This window comes from Anaerorhabdus sp., from assembly GCF_036657415.1.
GTDB lineage: Bacteria > Bacillota_I > Bacilli_A > Erysipelotrichales > Erysipelotrichaceae > Anaerorhabdus.
The window spans coordinates 14826-36501 of sequence record NZ_JAVXGL010000007.1 but is presented as its reverse complement, the minus strand read 5'-3'; the positions used below and the strand labels follow the sequence as shown (position 1 = coordinate 36501).

Here is a 21676-nt window from a genome sequence, read left to right as displayed (position 1 = left end):
TGGAGGAACTTATGAAAAGAGAAAGAAATACCAATCAAAAAGAAATGATAAAAGCAGAAGTCCAACTTCATCAAGGACATCTTACTGGTGACCAAATCTATGCTCTTGTAAAAGAGAAAATGCCAGGCATTGGACGCGCAACAGTATTTAGAAATCTTAAAGACTTAACGGAAAAAGGGGAAATTGGATATATTCCAACAGTCGATGGTGCTGGTTTCTTTGATTATCGTAAACATAATCACTATCATTTTAAATGTACAAAATGTAATCGTTTGTTTGATACTAATGTTCCTTACAATGATAGTTTAGATAAAGTGGATTCTAGATTTAAGATTCAAAATCATGTGACATTGTTTTATGGGATTTGCCCAGAATGTGAGAAAATGAAAAATAATTAATAAAAAAGGCGAATAGCCTTTTTTTATTAATTATTTTGTTTGATATTTCTCAACATAGAAATTATAGAGTAAATCGAAGAAATAACCTGCGCCATAGCGGGTATAAACATTGTTTAAGCCATGATTGATATGATCGCTTGAACGAGGTTTTTTGCTTAAATAGAAAATGTAATTGTAGTAATCTTCAAACTGCATTGAATGATTTAATGTGATTAGACATTTATATGCATTAACTTTCCTAACATCATCTCCAATTGCAATTGCGTAATTTCCAGTAACAGATATTGTAATGAGTAAATCATCTTTAGTAAGGCTATCGAGTATTTCCAAATTAGGAGTTGAGTTTGTGACAATGCGTACAAGCTTTCCAATTGCAATCATACCTTGTTGAAATTCAAGTGCGGATGAGCTTGATGTATTTGAAATTACGATGACTACGCAATTACTATCATGAATCATTTTAGCAAGTTTTAATAAATCTTGTAGCTCAGCCATTTCATTAATACTTTTCATCATGTCATTCATAGATTCATAAACATATTTTTTGAAGTTTGTATGTGTAGCGTAGGAAATATAAGCATTATAATGTATTTTTGTTTCTTTAAAAGTATGTTTCATAGCAGTGAAATTATCAAAACCGATGTACTTAATGAATCGATGGATACTACTTCTAGAGACAAAACAATCATCAGCCATGTCATAAATACTAAGTTCATCTAAATCATCGAAATGTTTTAATAGATACTTTGCAAGAATAAAATAAGTATCGTTTTCATCATGATTATTTAGAATAACAAGCAAAGAATTTATTAGACTGAAATTTCGTATACTCAAGTTTTGTTCATCCATAGATTTCCTCCCTAGTAAGGCATGATGTATACCTTATTATTGTTTTTTTAATTAATATTGTGCAATGTAAGTGGTTTCAAAAGTTGAAACCACTGAGATTTTTTTCTTTGTTATAATTCCCTTAAAGTTACAAACAAACATAAAAAACGTGTTTGTAATATCAGAAAGGGTGAGTGGTTTATGAAGTACAAAGAGTTACCAACATTCCCAAAGGATTTCTTTTGGGGAGCATCTAGCGCCGCATGGCAAGTAGAAGGAGCAACGAAAGAGGATGGTCGTTCCCCAGCGATTATCGACTTGAATTCTCAAACGAAAAAGCCATATGCTGATAATTCAGTGGCGGCCGATCATTATCATCATTATAAAGAAGATGTAGCATTAATGAAAGAGTGTGGATTTACAAGTTATCGTTTCTCACTTTCATGGTCTCGCTTAATTCCAGCAGAAGATCGTAAGATTAATCCAAAAGGGTTAGAATTCTACAATAACCTAATAAACGAGCTTATTGCAGCAGGAATTACACCTATTATAACACTATATCATTATGATATGCCTTGTTGGGTGGATGAAAAATGTGGTGGATGGCGTAATCGATCTATTATTGAAGAATTTGATTATTATTGTCGAGTATGTTTTGAAAATTTCGGTGATCGTGTTAAATACTGGTTATCAATTAATGAACAAAATATGCAAATTGTTTATGGTGATTGGTTAGGTGTTTCTAAAGGTTGTACTGATTGGTTTAAAGACAAATGGAAAATTAATCACATTATGAATCTATGCCATGCAAAAGCAGTAATTGCATGCCATGAATTAGTAGAAGGTGGAAAGATTGGTCCAGTTCCTGGATATGTTCCTATTTATCCTGAAACATGTAAACCGGAAGATCAAATTGCTGCAATGAATGCAGAAGAACTTACACAAAAAATATGGGATGACTTATATGTATTTAGAGAATATAATTCATTCACAAAGAATTATTGGAAAGAACATGACATTGATCCAGATATTCGCCCAGGGGATATGGAACTCATTGAACAAGCGAAGATTGATTTCATTGCCGTGAACTGTTACCGTTCTGATGTTGGTAAAGCGCCAGATAATAGTTATAAACAAGAAATTGGATTAAATAAAACGGGTAAAAAAGGAGAATTTGTATATCCTAATTTACCAGGTGAGTATGCTTTAGCAAGAAATCCATTTGTTGAAGTAACTGATTGGGATTGGCATATTGATGCAACATGTATGCGTTATTCATTACGTTATTTATGGGATCATTATCACTTACCTATGGTTATCACAGAAGCAGGATTTGGTGGTCATGAAGATCTTGGTGAAGATGGAAAAATTCATGATGAAGAAAGAATTAATTACTTAAGAGAATATGCATTTAACATTGGATTGGCTATTCAAGACGGTGTTGAAGTATTTGGATTTAATCCTTGGTCATTCACAGATTTGTTAAGCACAGGTAATGGTATGGCTAAACGTTATGGACTTGTGTTTGTGAATACAACAGATGATGATGCTAGAGATTTAACAAGACATAAGAAAGATTCATTTACTTGGTATTCAAAATTAATTAAGTCAAACGGTAAAGACTGGGGAACAGATATGACCGCTTGGCAAGATTTTCAAAAAAATAAATAGGACAGATTTGTCCAATAAGAAAGGGTAGAAAATGGCAAATAAAGATTATAAAGCAATTTGTAATGCAATAATCCAAGTTAGCGGAGGGGAATCCAATATTACCAATGTAAGTCATTGTATGACACGCTTACGCTTACAACTTGCGAATGGAAGCAAACTTAACCAAGAAGAAGCAAAGAAAATTCCAGGTGTATTAAATTTAATTATTCAAAATGGTGAATATCAATTTGTAATAGGGCAAGATGTACCAAGTTTATATGAAGAATTTACAAAGTGTGATGGAATTAAAGCAAGTGGAGAAATTGCGGATGCAGAGGCTTTGAAACAAGATTCTGAAGCAAAACGAGGAAACTTCTTTAATGCAATTATGTCATTTATTGGCGGAACATTCTCACCAGTAATTCCAGTATTGATTGCAGGTGGGTTAACTGGAGCAGTATTAACACTACTTACAACATTCTTTGGAGTAGCAACTGATTCTGGCACATACACGATTATTTATGCAATCAATCAAGCAACATTTTATTTCTTACCAATTTTCATTGGTTTCTCAGCAGCAACACGTTTAAAATCAAATGGATATTTAGGAGCATTTTTAGGGGCAATCCTTTTATATTCAACAATAAACAATGCAGAGGGATTGAATTTCTTAGGTGTTCAAGTTGCACAAGTGGCATATAATTCTACAGTGTTCCCAATTATCTTGGGTGTGTTGTTTATGTCCGTGATTTATAAGTTTTTACAAAAATATGTACCAGTTTATTTTAGAACGATTTTTGTACCATTGATTACAATTCTAATAACGGTTCCTGTAACACTAATCGTGTTAGGTCCAATTGGTAATTTAGCAGGTACATGGTTAGCGAGTGGAGTTCTTAGCCTTTATCGTGCGGTACCAGCAGTTGCGGTTATGGTTATTGGTATTACTACACCATTAATGGTTTTCTTTGGTATGAATAATGCAGCTTATCCAGTTGTATTCGCACTTCTTGCGGAAGTTGGATCAGATCCACTTATTTGTACTGGTATGGCACCTGCCAATGTAGCTGTAGGTGGTGCATGTTTAGCAGTTGCATTAATAGCAAAAGAAATTAATGATAAGAGCATCGCAACAGGAGCAGGAATTACAGCATTATGTGGAATTACTGAACCAGGAGTATATGGTGTTTTATTCACAAAGAAATATCCTCTTGTTGGTGCGATGATTGGTGGCGGAATAGGTGGTTTAATTGCAGGTTTAGTGGGTATGACTCAATATGTAATTTCAACACCAGGATTTATTTCAATTCCTGCTTATATTAATCCAGATGGTTCTTCAGGAAACTTAATATGGTCAATTGTAGTTATGATTATTGCCGTTATAGTTTCATTTGGAGTAACTTACTTCTTAGGTAAACGTGCTCAAGCAAAATCAGCATAAATTATCCAAGACAAAAGGGGCAAGAAAATTTTGCCTCTTTTATATTATTTAGTTTAGAATAGGGTATAATATTTAAAAAAGATGGAGAATGATATGGGATTATTTGATAAATTATTTAGTAAAGATAACGTAACGAAATATAAGGATACAGATATCGTATCCATTGCGAATGCCGAAATGGTACCTGCAAGTAAAGTAAATGATGTCATGTTTGCACAAGAGATGATGGGACAAACAATTGCATTTGAATTAAAAGATGGTGTGATTGTTGCGCCAGCGAATGGCAAATTAGAAGTAATGTATCCCACTGGACATGCTTTTGCGATTCGTACAAAAGATGGGACGGGATTACTTGTTCATGTTGGAATAAACACAGTAGAACTAGGTGGGAAAGGATTCGAAATTCTTGTGAAACAGGGTGATACTGTCAAAGCTGGTCAACAACTTTTGCATGTTGATTTAGATGTCATTAAAGAAGCGGGTTATGATACAATCACAATGTTAATAGTGACAGAGACGCCAAATGAAGGTGAAAAAGTTGCATTTGTTGATTTTGGCGATGTAAGTCAAGGACAAAAAATTAACAAGTAAAATGATTAAAAAGGCTTATTTATAAGCTTTTTTTGTGCTTTTAGGGTTAATGAAATCGGTGTATTGGGATGAAAAATTTGCTATTTTTGACGAAATCTTATAGAATAAAGCCGTTGTTTCAAAAATGAGGTGAATTAAATGTTTAGACAAATTAGTCGAATAGTTGCTGTACTTGGCATTCTAGGATGTATGTGTGTCCTTACAACTTCAGCGCTTGCATATGAGACAGAAATAGTTAGTGACAATAAAGCGGAAATTCAAGCAATTATTGAAGAGATGGTAATTGAAGAGCCTAAAGTTATTAGAGATGAATTAGTAAACGTTGAAGTACTTGGTTTATTAGATGAACAAGCTATCGCTTTAGTAAATGCTGAGCGTCAAGCTATCGCAAAAAATTTAGGTGGTGGTATGGCTGGTCAAGAAGCATTCTTTTATGACAAGGCAATAGAACTTGGAATTGATCCAGTTTTTGCAGTAGCACTAGCGGCACATGAAACAGGAAATGGTTCGAGTTATCTTTGTATTAATAATCATAATTTTGGCGGTATGCGTGGTCAAGGTGGTTGGATGCAATTCAAAGATAAAGAAACTGGAATTATGGCATATCTTAATTTGCTTGCTTCATATCATTCACGTGGACTCGATACTCCTGAGAAAATGGTATCTCGCTATGCACCAAATAGCCCAACATGGGTAGGTGTTGTGCGTGGGTCTATGGCAAAAATAAATAAGGATATTGAAAAAAGTCGTGCTGAAGTAAATGCATATTATGCAATACTAGCGAGTCAATTAGATTAAAAGTAATGTCATCAAGGTATAAACTTGATGACATTTTTACTTTAGCAATATTGATTGAACATTTTGTTAAAAAATTGCACTTTTCTAGTTGAATGAGTAAATTATTTATGTTAGAATACAAAGGCAGTTGCAGATGTAGTTCAATGGTAGAACGCGACCTTGCCAAGGTCGACACGGGGGTTCGATTCCCCTCATCTGCTCCATTAAATAATAAATAGAAGCTAATTTAGCTTTTTTTTATTGTTTTTAAAAAAGTGCCATATAGTTGAAATAAATATATCTTATTTAAGTAAGTGATTATTAATTATCTATTTAATCGTCTAGGTAAATGTTAAAATCTTTATTTATTAGTAATAGAAACTCTTTAAATGAATATTTAAAGAAATTAAGTACAAATAATAGAAATTTTATTTGTTTATAACCAGCATATAACCAAAATAGTTCATACTGTAACCATGATGAGGTGACAATGATGAAAAAATTATTACTAAGTTTATTATTGGTTCTAGGGCTAACACTTGTAACAGTATCTGTTTCTGCTCAAGATGATATAAATAATGATACAACTGAAATTAAAGAAGAAACTACTCCTGAAGCAAATCGTAAACCTTCAGGAAATAATACGATTATCCAATTTGGTGCATTTGCATTATTTGTTGTAATCGTTGGTGTAGGAGTAACAATGTACAATCGCCGTGGTGTATTTCATATTAGTGATACACAAATGAATGGTGATGGAAGTTATACACTTACAGTTCGCAGTAATAGCATTAAAAAAATGATGAATAATCCAGATGATGTTCATGTAATTATTCGAAAAGGTACGTGCATATTTTTGAAGAAACCTGATTTTTCCAAACGCCTAACAAGAAAAGATGATTTATTTATCGTAGTTGTTAATGAAAATAGTCAAATTGAGTTTATGTATAAAGATGATACATTCATGATTGATGGTGGCAATTTAGGTAAATCTCTGAAATTAAAAAATAGCACTATTTAGTGCTTTTTCTTTTAGAAAATCATATAATGAATATAGGTGATACCATGAAGTTTTTATTGAGTTTATTATGCATTACATTGTTACTTGTTGGCTGTAGTGCTACAGGTAGTAACTCTAAATATCCAGTGATAGAACAAGTTGGGAATGAAATTACACCGACTTTTGATATGATTAAAATACCGGATGCATCTGGTGTTTTAATTGCAAGCGATAATCTTGTTGAAATAGATTATTCAAATACGAATTTAGGATATATCATGGTTAAGACAAAAAGTTCTGATCATGAGAAACTGAAAATACAAATAATAAAAGGTGAAGAAAAATATACATATGATATTGCAGTGGACGATAAGTTTATTAGCTACCCGTTAAATATGAGTGATGGTGATTATACCATCAAAGTATTAGAAAATGTAGGTGGCGATAATTACGCATTAAAGTTAAGTAAAAGTATAAATGTGACTTTAGATAATGAAAACTATCCCTTTCTATATCCTAGCTATATTGTGAATTATGATATTGAAACAAAGGCCATAGCTAAATCTTTTGAAATTTGTGAAGGAGCTACATCAGACCTTGAAAGAGTTTATCTAATTTACGAATGGATAACAAATAATATTGAATATGATTGGAAAAAAGTTGAAGAAGTACAAGACAAGTTTGTTGTTCCAATTGTTGACGAAACATTATCGCTAAAGTCAGGTATTTGTTTCGATTATGCAGCACTCATGAGTTGTATGTTAAGAGTTCAACAAATACCAACGAAATTACGAACAGGTTATGTTGAATTAGGCTACCATGCATGGGTAGAAGTCTATATAGAAGATGTAGGATGGGTTGATCCGAATGTTTACTTTAAATCTGATGAGTGGACAAGAATGGATCCAACTTTCGAAGCATCAGGCGAAAATTATAATGGCAATTATGAAAATAAATACCAATACTAAAGGGGGCTTAACAATGATTAAGATTACTGAAACTGTATTGCTTTGTGATCAACTTCATATGATTCTTGAATCTGGTTTGACATTGGAAACAGGAATTGATGCGATTCTTGAAGAACTAAGTGACAAAGAAACAAAAGAAGCTTTAACTTCAATACAAGACTCATTACAAGAAAATATGAGTTTTGCTAAGGCTTGTGAGAAAACAGGTGCTTTTGATGCTTATTTTATACAAATGGTAAAAATTGGAGAAGAAACAGGTTATTTGGATAATGTGCTAAAACAGTTATCAATTTACTATAACCGATTGGACTCAATGAATAAAAAAATTAAGGATGCAATTTTCTATCCAAGTCTTTTGTTTGTGATGATGCTTGTGCTTATGGGGATTCTTGTTGTGAAAGTACTCCCAATATTTAGAAATGTATTGAATAGTATGGGTACTGATATTTCTTCGCTAGCCTTAGTGCTTATGAATATTGGTCAGAAGATTTCTGAATTTGGATTTGCAATATTAGTTGTTATAGCACTTGCAGTGGTAATTGTACTTCTTACCTATCGAATTAAGTACAAAGAAAGAGCGACTTCAATGTTGTTATCAAATTTTATCTTCACTAAATCATTGATGCGTGATATCGAAGTAAGCAAAGTTGCGTATGCATTAAGTTTGTTTATGAATAGTGGGTTAGATTTAGCTAATGCATTTGAACTTCTTCCAGGACTTGTTGATAATAGAAAAATTAGAGAACGAATTGAATTATGTAATAAAGAGATTGAAGATGGCAAATCAGCATTAGATGCTTTAATTGATGCGAAGATATTTAAATCGGTTTATACACGAATTTTAAAGATTGCTCAAAAGTCAGGTAAACTAGATGATACCATGTCAAAAGTTGCAAAAGATTATGAGAATGAAATGAGTAGTTCAATTAATCGTTTCTTAAATATTATAGAACCCACAATTATGATTAGCTGCGTTATTATTGTAGGAATAATTCTATTATCAGTAATGCTTCCATTGATGAGCATTATGACGAGTCTAGGATGATTAAGTTCATAAAAAAACATAGTCGACTGTTCACAATACTCTTATTACTTTTGTTGGTGGGAGGGCTTGTGATATCACTCGATTCTATCCAAGAGCGTTTGGATAAAGAAGGTGAAAAACGACTATACAATGCTATTCAAAAGGCAGCTATTACTTGTTATAGCGTTGAAGGAAGATATCCAGCTTCATTAGAATATCTTGTTGAAAATTATGGTGTTATTGTAGATAGCAATAAATATCACGTGTATTACGAAACATTCGGATCAAATGTACAACCAGAAATTAAGATATATCAAAGGTAGAGAAAATGAAAAATTCTAAAATCGCAGAAGTATTATGGACACTGGTTCTACTTACAGCATTTGTTGTAGGTTCTTTTGCACTTTTACTTTTGGGAGCGAATTACTATCAAACAATGACAAATAAAACATCTCAAGCAAGAGAACTTCAGTTACCTATATCTTATATTGCAACAACAATAAGACAAGCAAATAAGGATCAAGTTACACTTGAAGAAAAAGAAGGTATTGAATGTTTAGTGATTACATATGATAATCATAAACGCATTATTTATTTATATGATGGTGAATTGAGAGAGTTGTTTGTATCTGATAATGCGACATATACATTGAATGATGGTACAAAAATTGCAGAAATCGATAGTTTAGAAATGGATTTAAAACAAAATGAATTAATTTACAAAGTGAATGTTGATGACACAGACTTTGAAATGAAAGTTGTAATGAGGTAGTGAATGAAAGTAGAACGTAAATCAAAATTCTATGTTTTCTTAATGGAATACTTATGGTCCATTCTTTTCTTCGTACTTGCATGTATTGTTTGTGTGCAATTATTTGTGGAAAGTTACAGAATATCTAATTTAGCAAGTGATAAGAATGAAGCCTTACTCATAGGACAAGTCATTGCAGAAGATTTAAGAATGAATGCTATTGACGAGGAAGATGGTTTCATATTGATAGAAGAAAATCATTACCAAAAAAATACGGATAAATTTGTGATTGATATTTATCAAACTCCTAAAACACTAGACTATGTTGAAAGTACAATTGAGGTTTCAAAGGGTCATACCGTGCTTATCAACTTTGCTGTGATGTCAGGAGGTCAATAAAGATGGAAAAAATTAAAAATATTGGATTTTCTATTGGATACACTTCTTTGATTATGATTTTTGTGATTTTGGTATTTGTCTCATTCTCAGCGCTTAGTTATACTCAGGCAAATAATGATTTGAGTCGTATCAACAAAGCCATTGATGTAATTGATGAAAATTATCAAGCAGATACAACTGCAATGCAGGTGAAAATGGCAATCGATGAGATGGTAGTAAATGGTTTTACACCAGAAGAAATCGAAAATACCCTCAAAAGCGAAGTAAATGGTATAATTGTTAACCAAAATAGTGCGAATTATATTATAATAATCAGTAGTAAAGCATATTTAAATGTAGAACTAGGCTTAGATTTTGAACAAAAAACAATTACTGTTAAATCTTGGGTAGTTGAGAATACTAGCACTGATGAATATAACCTAAAGGGTTTTGACTTATAGTGGAGGCACAATGACGATCTTAGAAATCTTAACAAAGGCAGTTGAGCTTGAATCTTCAGATATATTTCTAATTACAGGTAGCCCTGTAACTTTTAAATGTAATGGGAGTTTGGATAAATTAGATGAAAGTCCTCTTCTTCCTCATGATACAGAAACACTAGTTAATGAAATTTATGAGTTGAAGAAGGGTAAAACAAAAGAACAATTAGAAAAAAATGGGGATGATGATTTTTCATTTTCCATTTCTGGATTAGGAAGATTTCGTGTGAATATCTATTATCAACGGGGTTCATTATCAGCAGTATTGCGTGTTGTGAAACCTGAACTTCCAGATTATAAAGAATTGATGTTACCAGAAGCAGTAATCAACTTGTCTAAACAACTAAAGGGTCTTGTTTTAGTGACGGGTAGTGCAGGTAATGGTAAATCGACAACACTTGCTTGTATTATTGATCGTATAAATACTTCAAGAAAATCCCATATCATTACAATTGAAGATCCAATTGAGTTTCTACATCGGCATAAAAAGTCAATTGTGACACAACGAGAAATTGAGAATGATGTAATTGATTATACCCATGCCTTGAAAGCAACACTTCGCCAAGCACCGGATGTTATTTTTGTTGGTGAAATGCGTGATTATGAGACAATTAAGACAGTATTGTCTGCAGCTGAAACAGGACATTTAGTATTTTCCACATTACATACATTAGGAGCTGCTGAAACGATTGATCGTATCATCGATGTATTTCCTTCAGCTCAACAACATCAAATTAAAGTTCAATTATCAATGGTTCTACAAGCTGTAGTGTCACAACTATTAATTCCAACCATAGATAATAAACTTGTACCAGCTTTTGAAATTTTAATTGTGAATAACGCAATTCGTACTCAAATTAGAGATGGTAAAACATATCAAATTGATAATTATATTGCATCTGGAAAACAAGATGGCATGATTACCATGGATGATTCTATATTTAGTTTGTATAAAGAAGGGAAAATTTCCAAAGAGAATGCTTTACTCTATGCAGTAAATTCTGAATTGATGGAGAAAAAGATAGGAAAAGCATGATGAAAGAAATAAACTTCAAGATGTTTGGACGATTCTACTTAAATTATGATAATCGTCAATATGATGTATCTGAAATGTTGGGAAGACAGCTATCTAGTTTGGTAGCGTATTTTGTGTATTACAGAAATCGTATAGTTTCAAAAGACATGTTGATAAGTGCGTTTTGGCCAGAAAGTGAAAACCCTAATAGCGCTATTAAATATGCCATATTTCGACTTCGAAATGAATTAGCGAAAACATTTGATTTTGATTGGATTATTACTTCAAAAATGGGATATATGTTAAACCCTGAACTTGATGTAGTTGTTGATTTAGATAAATTTGAAGATAATTATTCAAAACTTCTAGCAGATAAAAATTTCAGCGATTTGAAGTTTTTGGATGAAATGACAGGTGAATTCCTTGAAGAATTTGATGATGAATGGATACTGTCAATTCGTGAATATTTCAGTGAATCCAAAAATAAAGCTATTGTGACAATTTGTGATGAAGAATTTAGAAAAGGTTCACCAAATTATGCAGAGATTATACAAGTGTGTAAAGCGGCTTTAGAAATAAATCAATATTCAGAGTCATTAATTTATTTTTATTGTAGATCGCTTATCGAAACACGCGATTATAATAAAGCTTTAACTTATTTTGAAAAAACCAAAAGAAAATTTCAGGATGAACTTGGAATTCCTTTATCCGATAATATTCGTGAGTTATTTACAGGTGCTGAATCGGAAGTTGGAAAAACTGTAAGAATTGATGAGATATCAAAAGATTTTGAAGAAGATTCATTAGCGAATGGTCCATTATTTTGTTCACAATTAACATTTAAAAAGTTATATCAAATCTATGTGCGTAAGGCACGTCGTGATAACTCGAATTATCATATTCTGTTATTTGAGATTAAAAGTTTGAAAGCAAATAAACAAGATTATTTACACGAAGCTCTTGAAAACATTCTTGTTGAAAGTCTTCGACGTACAGATATCTATACAAGTTTTACAACTAATAATTTTGGTATTTTGGTTGAGGTAAAGCAATCAGAAGATATCTTTGTTGTTATTGAGCGCATTCAAAAGAAGTTCTATGCGAAAGTTAATAGTAAGGTTGCTCGTTTGCTATATCATGAACGTTCTCTAAATAAAGTTGAAGATGCAAATCACTTTCCTACAATTGATCAAAAACAGTAATCTAAAGCTAATAATAAAATATTAGCTTTTTTAATTGTCTAGACAAAAAGAAGGCAAAGAATGTTGTATAATAGATGCTAGGAGAAGGATTATGAAAAGAGCTATTGTTTTGTCAGGTGGAGGAACAAAAGGAGCTTATGAAGCTGGTTTTGTTCGCGCACTTAAAGAATTGAATTTATCGTTTGATATTGTTACTGGAACCTCAATAGGTGCTTTAAACGGTGCATTACTAGTTCAACATGATGAAGATAGATTAATTGATTTATGGGATAACATGACGATGACAAGAATTCTAAAAGATGAATTGCCTGCGAATTTTAATATTGATGAATTTTTGAAAGAATCAAATCGTGTTAAATCATTTTTTAAGAAATATGTAAAAGAAAAAGGGGCCGATATAACACCGCTTAAGGAACTAATTCATGAATATTACAATGAACAAAAATTTATGGACTCTAAAATTGATTTCGGGTTAGTTACAGTTGAATTTCCAAACTTGAAATATCATTACGTTACTAAAGAAACCATGCAAGATGGTTGTGGTGAAACGTACTTACTTGCAAGTGCTTCTTGTTTTCCTGCTTTTCCTAAATGTGAGTTTAAAGATTTAAACTTTATTGATGGTGGTTATTATGATAATTTACCGATTGAGCTTGCAATTCAATTAGGTGCTCAAGAAATTATTGCAGTAGATTTAAATGATACGCCAAACCATCCACAATTTGTGAATAAACCAAACATTCATTATATTTTGCCAAGTTTTTCACTTGGTAGTTTTTTGAACTTTGATAAAAATCAAATTGATAATAATATTACTTTAGGATATTATGATACGATGAAATCATTTGGTAAGTTAGATGGTTTAAGATATACATTTAAGAAAGTTGATAAATATCCTGATTTCTTTAATTTATTTTATTATCAATTGTTGATTTATGATCATAAACTTGGAAAACAGTTATTAATAAGTGCTGATAATGCCGTTACTTCTAAACTATATAGAATGACTTATAAAGGATATTTGACCTTAGAAGAAATTAATTTTGCAATCATGGATTATATTATGATGATGTTTAATATGAATGCATATCAGCTATATGATTTAGATGAAACAGTGTTATCAATCCAAGATTTCTTTGCGGATGCTTTCAAAGAAGATTATGAATTACTTCCTGACTTACATGTGAAGGAAATTATGAAAGCAATTCAAACATTAGATAAAAAAGAAATGATTATGAAGTTTGTGCATTATCTTTGCTACCCTAGAAAAGGTAAGTTACCATGGAGCTTAATACTGAATGTATTTAGTTTTGAGGTTGCGATGGCATTATGGATTGTTGCTAGTAAAGGTATACATTGTCGATGGGAGGAACTATGAACAAAGTAGCGAAGTTTGAAAAAGTAAGTTTTGAACAGTTTAAAGAAGATTGGTTAAAATTATTTCAAGATTCAGAAGAAAAAGTAAGAGAGATTTATGATGGTATAATTCTTCCTAAACGTGCAACATTAGGTTCTGCAGGTTATGATTTCTATATACCCATTGATATGAAATTCGAGCCATTAGAAAAGAAAAGAATACCGACAGGAATACGTGTTAAAATAGATGAAGGTTGGGTGCTACAGTTATACCCAAGAAGTAGTCTAGGATTCAAATATGGCTTTCGTTTAGCGAATACCGTCGGAATTATTGACGCTGATTATTATCATTCAGATAATGAAGGACATATTCAATTATCACTTGTGAATGAAAATCATGAGAATCTAATGGTGGAGTTAAAAAAAGGTGAAGCTGTGATACAAGGAATATTTGTGTCATTTGGAATCACAGAAGATGACAATGCAACGAATACACGTAATGGTGGATTTGGAAGTACAAATAAGAGGTGAGGAAAATGTTAAATAGAGTTGAAAAAATGTTAGAATTTGTCTTTAATTCGCCAACGAGTTATCAGGCAGTTGATTCAATTAAGAAAGAATTGAAAGAAGAAGGATTTAAAGAATTAATTGAAAGTGATTCATGGCAGATTGAAAAAGGTGGAAAATATTATGTAGTAAGAAATCATTCAAGTATCATTGCCTTTAAAATTGGGAATAAACTTGAACATCCAAGTTTTCATGTAATGGCTTCACATAGTGACGTACCAAGTTTTAAAATTAAACCACGTAGTAAAAATGATAATGCGGGGTATGAAATAATAAATACTGAAGTTTATGGGGGTCCAATTTACAATACTTGGATGGATCGTTTGTTAAGTATTGCAGGAAGACTGATTATAAGAGACAAGGATGAAATTATTATAAAACCAATATGTCTGAATTATCCGGTTTGTCTTATTCCTAACTTAGCAATCCATATGAATCGCATGGTCAATGATGGTGTAAAACTAAATCCGCAAGTTGACTTAATGCCAATGTGCTCAAAAGATAAAGATTTTGATATGATGAAACTTATCGCAAAGGAATATGAAATTAATGTAGAAGATATAATTGATACTGATTTATTCTTGTACCCTTATGAAAAAGGAAGAGTATGGGGTAGTGACAATGAATTTGTATCAGCATATCATTTAGATGATTTACAATGTGCTTATACAACACTTCAAGGATTTAAACAAGGTGAGAATAGCGATACAATTAGTATGTATTGTTGTTTCGATAATGAAGAAGTAGGTAGTGGTACTAAACAAGGAGCAGATTCTACATTTTTAATGGATATTTTAACAAGAATTCAATCGGGATTGAAAATGAGTGATGATGAACTTAAGCAAGCTTTAGCAAGTAGTATGATTGTTTCGGCTGATAATGCACACGCTGTTCATCCAAATCATCCAGAAAAGTCTGATCCTACAAATAAGGTAGAGATGAATGAAGGTATTGTGATTAAATACAATGCAAATCAAAGCTATACAACAGATGGTATTTCAGCATCATTATTTAAAGAGATTTGTCGACAAAGTGGACTATCATGGCAAACATATACAAATCGTTCTGATGAACGTGGTGGTGGAACGCTGGGTGCAATTAGTATTGCCCATGTAAGTATTCTATCGGTTGATATTGGCTGTGCGCAATTAGCGATGCACTCAGCACTAGAAACAGCAGGTTCAAAAGATGTGGACACAATGATAGAAGCGAGTAAATCATTCTATGATTCACATATAGTAAGAACAGGCCAAAATAGCTATAGAGTATGGAAGGTGTAAATATGGAAGAAATAAAATGTTGGTGTGGTAGTGGAAAATCCTATGAAGAATGTCATAAAGCAATTGATGACAAAATTAAACAATATGAAGCAAAAGGAGTAGAAGTACCCCCTCGTTCATTAATTAAAACACCAGAACAAATTGAAAAGATTAGAAAAAGTGCAAAAATAAATACACAAGTACTTGATCTTGTTGAAAAAAATATTCATGAAGGTATGTCAACAGAAGAGATAGATGTATTAGTTAAAGAATTTACTGCAAGCCAAGGTGCGATTTGTGCTCCTTATCAATATCAAGGATTTCCTAAAAGTGTATGTACTTCAATTAATGAAGAAGTATGTCATGGAATTCCAAGTCGTATTAGAAAACTAAAAAATGGCGATATTGTGAATGTCGATGTATCAACAATTTTAGATGGTTACTATAGCGATGCTTCAAGAATGTTTTGCATTGGTGAAGTAGATGAAGAAAAAAAGAAACTTGTTGAAGTTACAAAAGAATGTTTGCGTCGTGGAATTGAGGCTGCTCAACCATGGGGATTTGTCGGTGATATTGGTGCCGTTATTTCAGAATATGCACGTGAAATGGGATATTCTGTTGTCCGTGAATTAGGTGGACATGGTGTGGGTATTGAATTCCATGAAGATCCATTTATTTCACATGTTGGTAAAAAAGGAACTGGAATGTTATTGGTACCAGGAATGATATTTACAATTGAGCCAATGATTAATGTTGGAAAAGCCAATGTTGTGATTGATCGCTACAATGGATGGACTATTTATACAGGTGATGGGAAGCCCTCTGCTCAAGTTGAACACATGATTTTGATTACCGAAGACGGACCTGAAATTTTAACATATTAGAGGTGATATAATGAATGACTTAAAGAAAGCTATTTTTGAAACAAGAAGAAGTGTGAGACTTTACAAAGCTGAACAAATAACAAATGATGATCTTCATACAATACTTGCGGCAGGTACAATGGCAGCAAGTGCGATGAATGAACAAGCATGGTTTTTTACAGTTATTCAAAAAAAAGATGTAATTGAAGAAATAGGAAGACTTGCGACAGGAAATGAAGATTCGCTTTATTATAACGCGCCAACATTGATTGTATGTTTTGCAAAAAAAGATGCAATAGCACCTGTAGAAGATTGTACTTTAGCCATGGCAAATATGATGTATGCTGCAGTGGCATGTGATTTATCTACATGTTGGATTCATTGTACAAAACAAGTATTTAATGATCCTCAATATGCAGGATTAAAAAAAGCATGTGGCGTTCCTGAAGGATACACATGCATTGGATCACTGGTGGTGGGTTATCAAGAAGGTGAACATATTCCTGCTAAACCACGGCATCAAAATGTTTTTTCAGTAATTAGATAAATCGTTCTACAATAAATACCGCAAGGCAAGCACAAAGGGCAACAGTAAGTAGCCCTTTTTCTTTATACGCAAGGACTAAAGCAGTAGCTAGACCAGCGAGAGCTGAGACAAGTGAAGTAGTACAAGTAAGAATTGCAGGGAATGTCATAGCGCTTAATACCGCATAAGGCATATAAAATAGAAAGCTAGATATCCAACGATTTTTAATCTTGCCTTTAATAAAAATTAATGGTATTGCTCGAAGTAAGTAAGTAGTAATAGCGGTTGCAAGTAAGTAGAAAATAAAATTATTCATTGTCACTTACCTCCACTGGAAATAATGTGGCACTTATTGCAGCACCAATACATGTACAAAAGATGATTGAGAAACCATCAGATATAAAATTTAAAAAAGGAACATACTTAAATAGTGTACTTAATATAACAGATATAGCAATTGTAAAAGTAACAGATTTCATTTTCTTTGCAACGGGTAAAATAATTGCGATGAACATACCATAGAGTGCAATTGAAAAAGCGGACTGTAGTGAACTAGGAAGTAACGAATTGAATGTACCTCCTAAGAAAGTTCCAAGTGTCCATCCGACTATCGGCATTGTCATCAAACCGAGCATATATGTAAAATGATTAGGTTCACTTTGTGATTGTGCCACTGCATAAATTTCATCTGTGTTCGCAAAAGCAATAATCATCTTTTCTTTTAAACGAATCGATTTATCTAATTTTTGTGATAATGAAATCGACATTAATACGTAACGAAAATTAATAATAATTGTAGCTAGAAAAACTTCAAAGATAGGAGCTGATGCACCCATAAGTTGGATTGCGGCAAACTGCCCTGCTGAAGTTAAATTAAATAAAGACAATGTAGTTGCTTGTAACGTAGTTAGACCAGATGCAGTAGCAATCATCCCAAAGGTAAATGATACAGATAAATATCCTAAACCAATGGGTAATCCATCATGAATTCCCTTTTTAAAACGCTGCATTTCTATCACCTTGATTTAGTTTACCCCTCGAGGAAATAAAGTGCAAGGAAAAATAGCGGAATATTTGAAATATATGGTTTAATCTAGTAAAATGATAATGCAAAGAAAAAGGTGAAATTATGGGAGATAAAATTTATGTAGTTGGGCATAAGAATCCGGATTCTGATTCTATTTGCTCAGCTTTAGCATATGCAAACTTAAAGAGAATTTTAGGTGAAGATGCAATTGCTTGCCGATTAGGACCATTAAATGATGAAACTAAGTTTGTGCTGAAACGTTTTAATTTGGAGAATCCACTTTTATTAAAAGACGCACGCAGTCAATTACTGGATATTGAAATTGACCATGCAAATAAAATAAAAGAAGATAGTACTCTTAAAGAAGCTTGGAGTGAAATGCTTGGTGCTAGTAATCGAAGCTTATGTGTCATGAATGATAAGGATGATTTGATTGGAATTATATCTACATCAAACTTAGCAATGACTCGTTTAATGCTTCCAGAAGAAATTGAATATTTAATGAAGTCAGCAACGCTAGACTCAATTTCTAGAACAGTGAATGGGAAAATAATATTAGAACCAGCACAGATGGAATTAAGTGGAAAAGTATTTATTATTACTTTGATAAATATTGAATGTTTTGAGAACGATTTACATGGTAGTATCTGCATTATGTCAGATGGTATTCTAAAACAACGTCAATTGATTGAATGCGGAGCACGTTGTTTGATTATTACATGTGGCCAAGATGTGGATGAAAGTGTATTACGTTTAGCTAAAGAGAGTGGCTGTGCTATTCTTCAAACAGATTGGGATACAATGAAGGTTGCGAAGGTTATTAATGAAGCTTTTCCAATTAAACCTATCATGACAACCCACGCAATGACATTTAATGAAAATGAATTTGTGGATGATGTTGCTAAAAAGATGATGAATACACGTTTTAGAAGTTATCCTGTTTTAAATGATGAAGGTAAGATTGTCGGTGCGGTATCTCGTTATCACTTGCAAAACTATCGTCGTAAGAAATTTATCTTAGTCGATCATAGTGCACGCAATCAAGCTATAAACAATATAGAAGATGCGGATATTCAAGAAATAATTGACCATCATCATATTGGTAACATTGAAACAGATCATCCAATCTACTATCGCAATCAACGATGTGGATGTACAGCAACGATTGTTTCACAACTTTATCAAGAAAATGGTGTAAAACCAGATGAACAAATGAGTGGTATCTTATTGAGTGCTATTATATCAGATACATTACACTTCAAATCAGCAACAACTACTGAATTAGACAAGAAATCAGCTGAGTGGTTAGCAGAACTTGCACATATTGATATTGAAACCTATGCTGTGGAAATGTTAAGTGCATCAGTGGCACTTAAAGATGCGACAGCATCACAAATACTTAACCGTGACTTAAAGAGTTACGATATTGGAAAATATCATTTAGGAATTGGACAAACCAATTATCATAATATTGAAGATCTTCAAGCGATACTTCCAGAATTCAGGAAAAATCTAGAGAAAGAACTTCAAGATAAGAAGCTTGATTTGCTAGTAATGATGTTTACACATGTTATGGCAGAAGGGACAATGTTCGTATATGCCGGACCTTTGTCTTATATAATGAGCAGCTTAATTAGTACGCAATTTGATGAAACTTCAGGGTATGATCATGACATAATATCAAGAAAGCAGCAATTAATGCCGAAATTATCATCTATACTCAAAAATATGTAGTAAAAAATGCCTCATCTTTAACAGGATGAGGTTTTATTAAAAACGAAAATGTAACAATTTTCAGTGTTATATGAAAATAATTATCAATTTATGATGAAAAATATTACAAAACGCTTGACACCCCCTATATATAAAACATATACTTTAAACATATTTTGAGGGGGGACTAAAAATGAAAAAACTCAAATATTTCACAGTTTTAGCCTTGGTAATTGCCCTCGTTGCTGGTTGTAGTTCAAAACCAGCTGATGGAGGCGCTACTGGAGGAACAAGTACTGAAGGTAAGTCAAAAGTTGTAGTAGCGACTGATACTGATTTATCAACGATGGATCATAATATCGCAACTGATGGAACATCGTTTATTGCACAAACTTTGGTTTTTTCTGGGTTAACAGAACTAGATGAAAACAATATGCCAATTCCTGAAATGGCAGAAAGTTGGGATATAAATGAAGATGGAACAGTTTATACTTTCCATTTAGCAGATGCGAAATGGTCAAATGGTACACCAGTTACCGCAAATGATTTCGTTTATGGATGGCATCGTTTAATTGACCAAGCAACAGCAAGTGAATATGCATTCATCTTATCAACAATCACTTTGAAAAATGCTGATGCAGTTGCAGCTGGTGAATTACCACTTGATGAATTAGGGGTTAAAGCACTTGATGATAAGACATTGGAAGTGACATTGGACGCTCCATGTGATTTCTTATTAGGATTATTAGCATTCCCAAGTTTCTTTCCACTAAACCAAGAATTCTATGAAGCACAAGGTGATCAATATTCTTTATCACCAGCAAACATGATTTACAATGGTCCATATGTAATGACATCTTGGACACCTGGAAACAGTTATAGTTTTGCCAAGAATCCTGAATATTTCAAAGCTGATACAATTGATGTTGAAGAAATTGATTTCAAATTTATTCAAGATACTCAATCAGCAATGCTTGAATACCAATCTGGAAATCTAGATGTTGTTAAATTAAGCGGTGAAATGGTAGATGCTTATAAAGATCAAGAAGGTTTCACAAATCGTTTACAAGGATACTTATGGTACCTATCACTTAATTTTGATGTACCTCAACTAGCAAATGATGATTTGCGTCAAGCAATCATGTATGCAGTAGATCGTGAAACAATTGCGACAAATGTATTAAAAGATGGATCTGTAGCAGCTGATGGAATTATTCCAATTGAACTTTCTACTGGACCTGATGGTAAAGAATACCGTGAAACAGCAGGCAAGATTACAAATTATGATCCTGCAAAAGCAAAAGAATATTATGACAAAGCAAAAGCAGCTTTAGGTAAAGATGTATCAATCGAATTATTATTTGAAGATACTGAAGCAAGTAAAGCAGTTGCAGAATATGTTCAAAATAACCTAGAAACAAACTGTCCTGGTATGACGGTAACATTAAATAGTAAGCCTAAAAAGACACGTTTACAAATGATGCAAAATGGCGAATATCAAATGGCATTACATCGTTGGGGACCAGACTATGCTGATCCACAAACCTATTTAGATTTATTCTTGGTGGGTGCTTCTAATAACTATGGTAAATATGAAAATCAAAAATACCAAGATTTAATGCTAGAAGCTACACAAGGTGAATCTGCAAGAGATTCTCAAGCACGTTGGAATTTATTAGTTGAAGCTGAAAAAGTACTAGTACAAGAAGACGCAGGAGTAATCCCAGTTTACCAAAATGGTGGAGCAATGATGATTAAACCAAATGTTAGTGGTGTAGAATTCCACAGTGCTGGTGTTGATAGCTATCGTCATATGAAAACGAATTAAACTTGTAAGTAGGG

Annotated in this window: 24 protein-coding genes and 1 tRNA gene; 22 read left to right on the top strand and 3 right to left on the bottom strand. The window is 32.7% G+C overall.

Annotated elements, in window-relative coordinates:
* Positions 1 to 11: 11 nt before the first annotated feature.
* Complete coding sequence (locus tag RSB60_RS02060; protein WP_332516408.1) at positions 12 to 398, top strand: Fur family transcriptional regulator; 387 nt, start codon at positions 12 to 14, stop codon at positions 396 to 398.
* 30 nt (positions 399 to 428) lie between these two features.
* Here the strand turns inward: RSB60_RS02060 and RSB60_RS02055 are convergent, their stop codons facing one another.
* Positions 429 to 1247 (bottom strand): MurR/RpiR family transcriptional regulator, encoded by an 819-nt coding sequence (locus tag RSB60_RS02055; protein WP_323381103.1) that lies wholly within the window; start codon positions 1245 to 1247, stop codon positions 429 to 431.
* A 180-nt stretch (positions 1248 to 1427) separates the two neighbouring features.
* Between RSB60_RS02055 and RSB60_RS02050 the strand changes: the two genes are divergently transcribed.
* The 19 genes from RSB60_RS02050 (at position 1428) to RSB60_RS01960 (ending at position 17115) form a co-directional block, all read left to right on the top strand.
* The gene (locus tag RSB60_RS02050; protein WP_332491842.1) at positions 1428 to 2897 is read left to right on the top strand and encodes a glycoside hydrolase family 1 protein; all 1470 of its coding nucleotides are present in this window, start codon (positions 1428 to 1430) and stop codon (positions 2895 to 2897) included.
* 31 nt (positions 2898 to 2928) lie between these two features.
* Positions 2929 to 4317, top strand: coding sequence for a PTS transporter subunit EIIC (locus RSB60_RS02045; protein ID WP_323381105.1), 1389 nt, complete (start codon positions 2929 to 2931; stop codon positions 4315 to 4317).
* Positions 4318 to 4410: 93 nt separating this feature from the next.
* The gene (locus RSB60_RS02040; protein WP_323381106.1) at positions 4411 to 4908 is read left to right on the top strand and encodes a PTS sugar transporter subunit IIA; all 498 of its coding nucleotides are present in this window, start codon (positions 4411 to 4413) and stop codon (positions 4906 to 4908) included.
* Positions 4909 to 5046: 138 nt separating this feature from the next.
* Complete coding sequence (locus RSB60_RS02035; RefSeq protein WP_332614239.1) at positions 5047 to 5706, top strand: glucosaminidase domain-containing protein; 660 nt, start codon at positions 5047 to 5049, stop codon at positions 5704 to 5706.
* Positions 5707 to 5835: 129 nt separating this feature from the next.
* Positions 5836 to 5909, top strand: a tRNA-Gly gene (locus RSB60_RS02030).
* A gap of 269 nt (positions 5910 to 6178) precedes the next feature.
* On the top strand, positions 6179 to 6706 hold the full coding sequence (locus RSB60_RS02025; protein WP_323381108.1) for a hypothetical protein: 528 nt from the start codon (positions 6179 to 6181) through the stop codon (positions 6704 to 6706).
* Between the two features lie 44 nt (positions 6707 to 6750).
* Positions 6751 to 7653 carry a transglutaminase-like domain-containing protein gene (locus tag RSB60_RS02020; RefSeq protein ID WP_332475831.1) on the top strand — a complete coding sequence of 301 codons (903 nt, stop codon included), beginning with the start codon at positions 6751 to 6753 and terminating at the stop codon, positions 7651 to 7653.
* A gap of 13 nt (positions 7654 to 7666) precedes the next feature.
* Complete coding sequence (locus RSB60_RS02015) at positions 7667 to 8698, top strand: type II secretion system F family protein (RefSeq protein WP_323381110.1); 1032 nt, start codon at positions 7667 to 7669, stop codon at positions 8696 to 8698.
* 68 nt (positions 8699 to 8766) lie between these two features.
* Positions 8767 to 9000 carry a hypothetical protein gene (locus RSB60_RS02010; protein ID WP_323381111.1) on the top strand — a complete coding sequence of 78 codons (234 nt, stop codon included), beginning with the start codon at positions 8767 to 8769 and terminating at the stop codon, positions 8998 to 9000.
* Between the two features lie 5 nt (positions 9001 to 9005).
* Positions 9006 to 9449, top strand: a complete 444-nt coding sequence (locus tag RSB60_RS02005) for a DUF4860 domain-containing protein (protein ID WP_323381112.1) — start codon at positions 9006 to 9008, stop codon at positions 9447 to 9449.
* A 3-nt stretch (positions 9450 to 9452) separates the two neighbouring features.
* On the top strand, positions 9453 to 9827 hold the full coding sequence (locus tag RSB60_RS02000; RefSeq protein ID WP_332614236.1) for a hypothetical protein: 375 nt from the start codon (positions 9453 to 9455) through the stop codon (positions 9825 to 9827).
* A 2-nt stretch (positions 9828 to 9829) separates the two neighbouring features.
* Entirely contained in the window at positions 9830 to 10267 is a 438-nt protein-coding gene (locus tag RSB60_RS01995; RefSeq protein ID WP_323381114.1) for a hypothetical protein, read from the top strand.
* Positions 10268 to 10277: 10 nt separating this feature from the next.
* Positions 10278 to 11342, top strand: a complete 1065-nt coding sequence (locus tag RSB60_RS01990) for a type IV pilus twitching motility protein PilT (RefSeq protein WP_323381115.1) — start codon at positions 10278 to 10280, stop codon at positions 11340 to 11342.
* Positions 11342 to 12523, top strand: coding sequence for an AfsR/SARP family transcriptional regulator (locus RSB60_RS01985; protein WP_323381116.1), 1182 nt, complete (start codon positions 11342 to 11344; stop codon positions 12521 to 12523). Before RSB60_RS01990 ends, RSB60_RS01985 begins: the two co-directional genes overlap by 1 nt.
* 91 nt (positions 12524 to 12614) lie before the next feature.
* The gene (locus RSB60_RS01980; protein WP_323381117.1) at positions 12615 to 13901 is read left to right on the top strand and encodes a patatin-like phospholipase family protein; all 1287 of its coding nucleotides are present in this window, start codon (positions 12615 to 12617) and stop codon (positions 13899 to 13901) included.
* Positions 13898 to 14410 (top strand): deoxyuridine 5'-triphosphate nucleotidohydrolase, encoded by a 513-nt coding sequence (locus RSB60_RS01975; RefSeq protein WP_323381118.1) that lies wholly within the window; start codon positions 13898 to 13900, stop codon positions 14408 to 14410. Before RSB60_RS01980 ends, RSB60_RS01975 begins: the two co-directional genes overlap by 4 nt.
* 5 nt (positions 14411 to 14415) lie before the next feature.
* Positions 14416 to 15726, top strand: a complete 1311-nt coding sequence (locus tag RSB60_RS01970) for a M18 family aminopeptidase (protein WP_332614232.1) — start codon at positions 14416 to 14418, stop codon at positions 15724 to 15726.
* Between the two features lie 2 nt (positions 15727 to 15728).
* Positions 15729 to 16589: a methionyl aminopeptidase gene (locus RSB60_RS01965; RefSeq protein WP_323381120.1), complete on the top strand. Its 861-nt coding sequence runs from the start codon at positions 15729 to 15731 to the stop codon at positions 16587 to 16589.
* Between the two features lie 10 nt (positions 16590 to 16599).
* The gene (locus RSB60_RS01960) at positions 16600 to 17115 is read left to right on the top strand and encodes a nitroreductase family protein (RefSeq protein WP_332614230.1); all 516 of its coding nucleotides are present in this window, start codon (positions 16600 to 16602) and stop codon (positions 17113 to 17115) included.
* Here the strand turns inward: RSB60_RS01960 and RSB60_RS01955 are convergent.
* Positions 17108 to 17410 (bottom strand): AzlD domain-containing protein, encoded by a 303-nt coding sequence (locus RSB60_RS01955; protein ID WP_323381122.1) that lies wholly within the window; start codon positions 17408 to 17410, stop codon positions 17108 to 17110. The genes RSB60_RS01960 and RSB60_RS01955 overlap by 8 nt on opposite strands.
* Positions 17403 to 18104 carry an AzlC family ABC transporter permease gene (locus RSB60_RS01950; RefSeq protein WP_323381123.1) on the bottom strand — a complete coding sequence of 234 codons (702 nt, stop codon included), beginning with the start codon at positions 18102 to 18104 and terminating at the stop codon, positions 17403 to 17405. Before RSB60_RS01950 ends, RSB60_RS01955 begins: the two co-directional genes overlap by 8 nt.
* A 119-nt stretch (positions 18105 to 18223) precedes the next feature.
* Here RSB60_RS01950 and RSB60_RS01945 point away from each other — a divergent pair, with 119 nt between their 5' ends.
* On the top strand, positions 18224 to 19855 hold the full coding sequence (locus tag RSB60_RS01945; protein WP_323381124.1) for a putative manganese-dependent inorganic diphosphatase: 1632 nt from the start codon (positions 18224 to 18226) through the stop codon (positions 19853 to 19855).
* A 172-nt stretch (positions 19856 to 20027) separates the two neighbouring features.
* Entirely contained in the window at positions 20028 to 21662 is a 1635-nt protein-coding gene (locus tag RSB60_RS01940) for a peptide ABC transporter substrate-binding protein (protein ID WP_323381125.1), read from the top strand.
* The last annotated feature ends 14 nt before the right edge of the window (positions 21663 to 21676 follow it).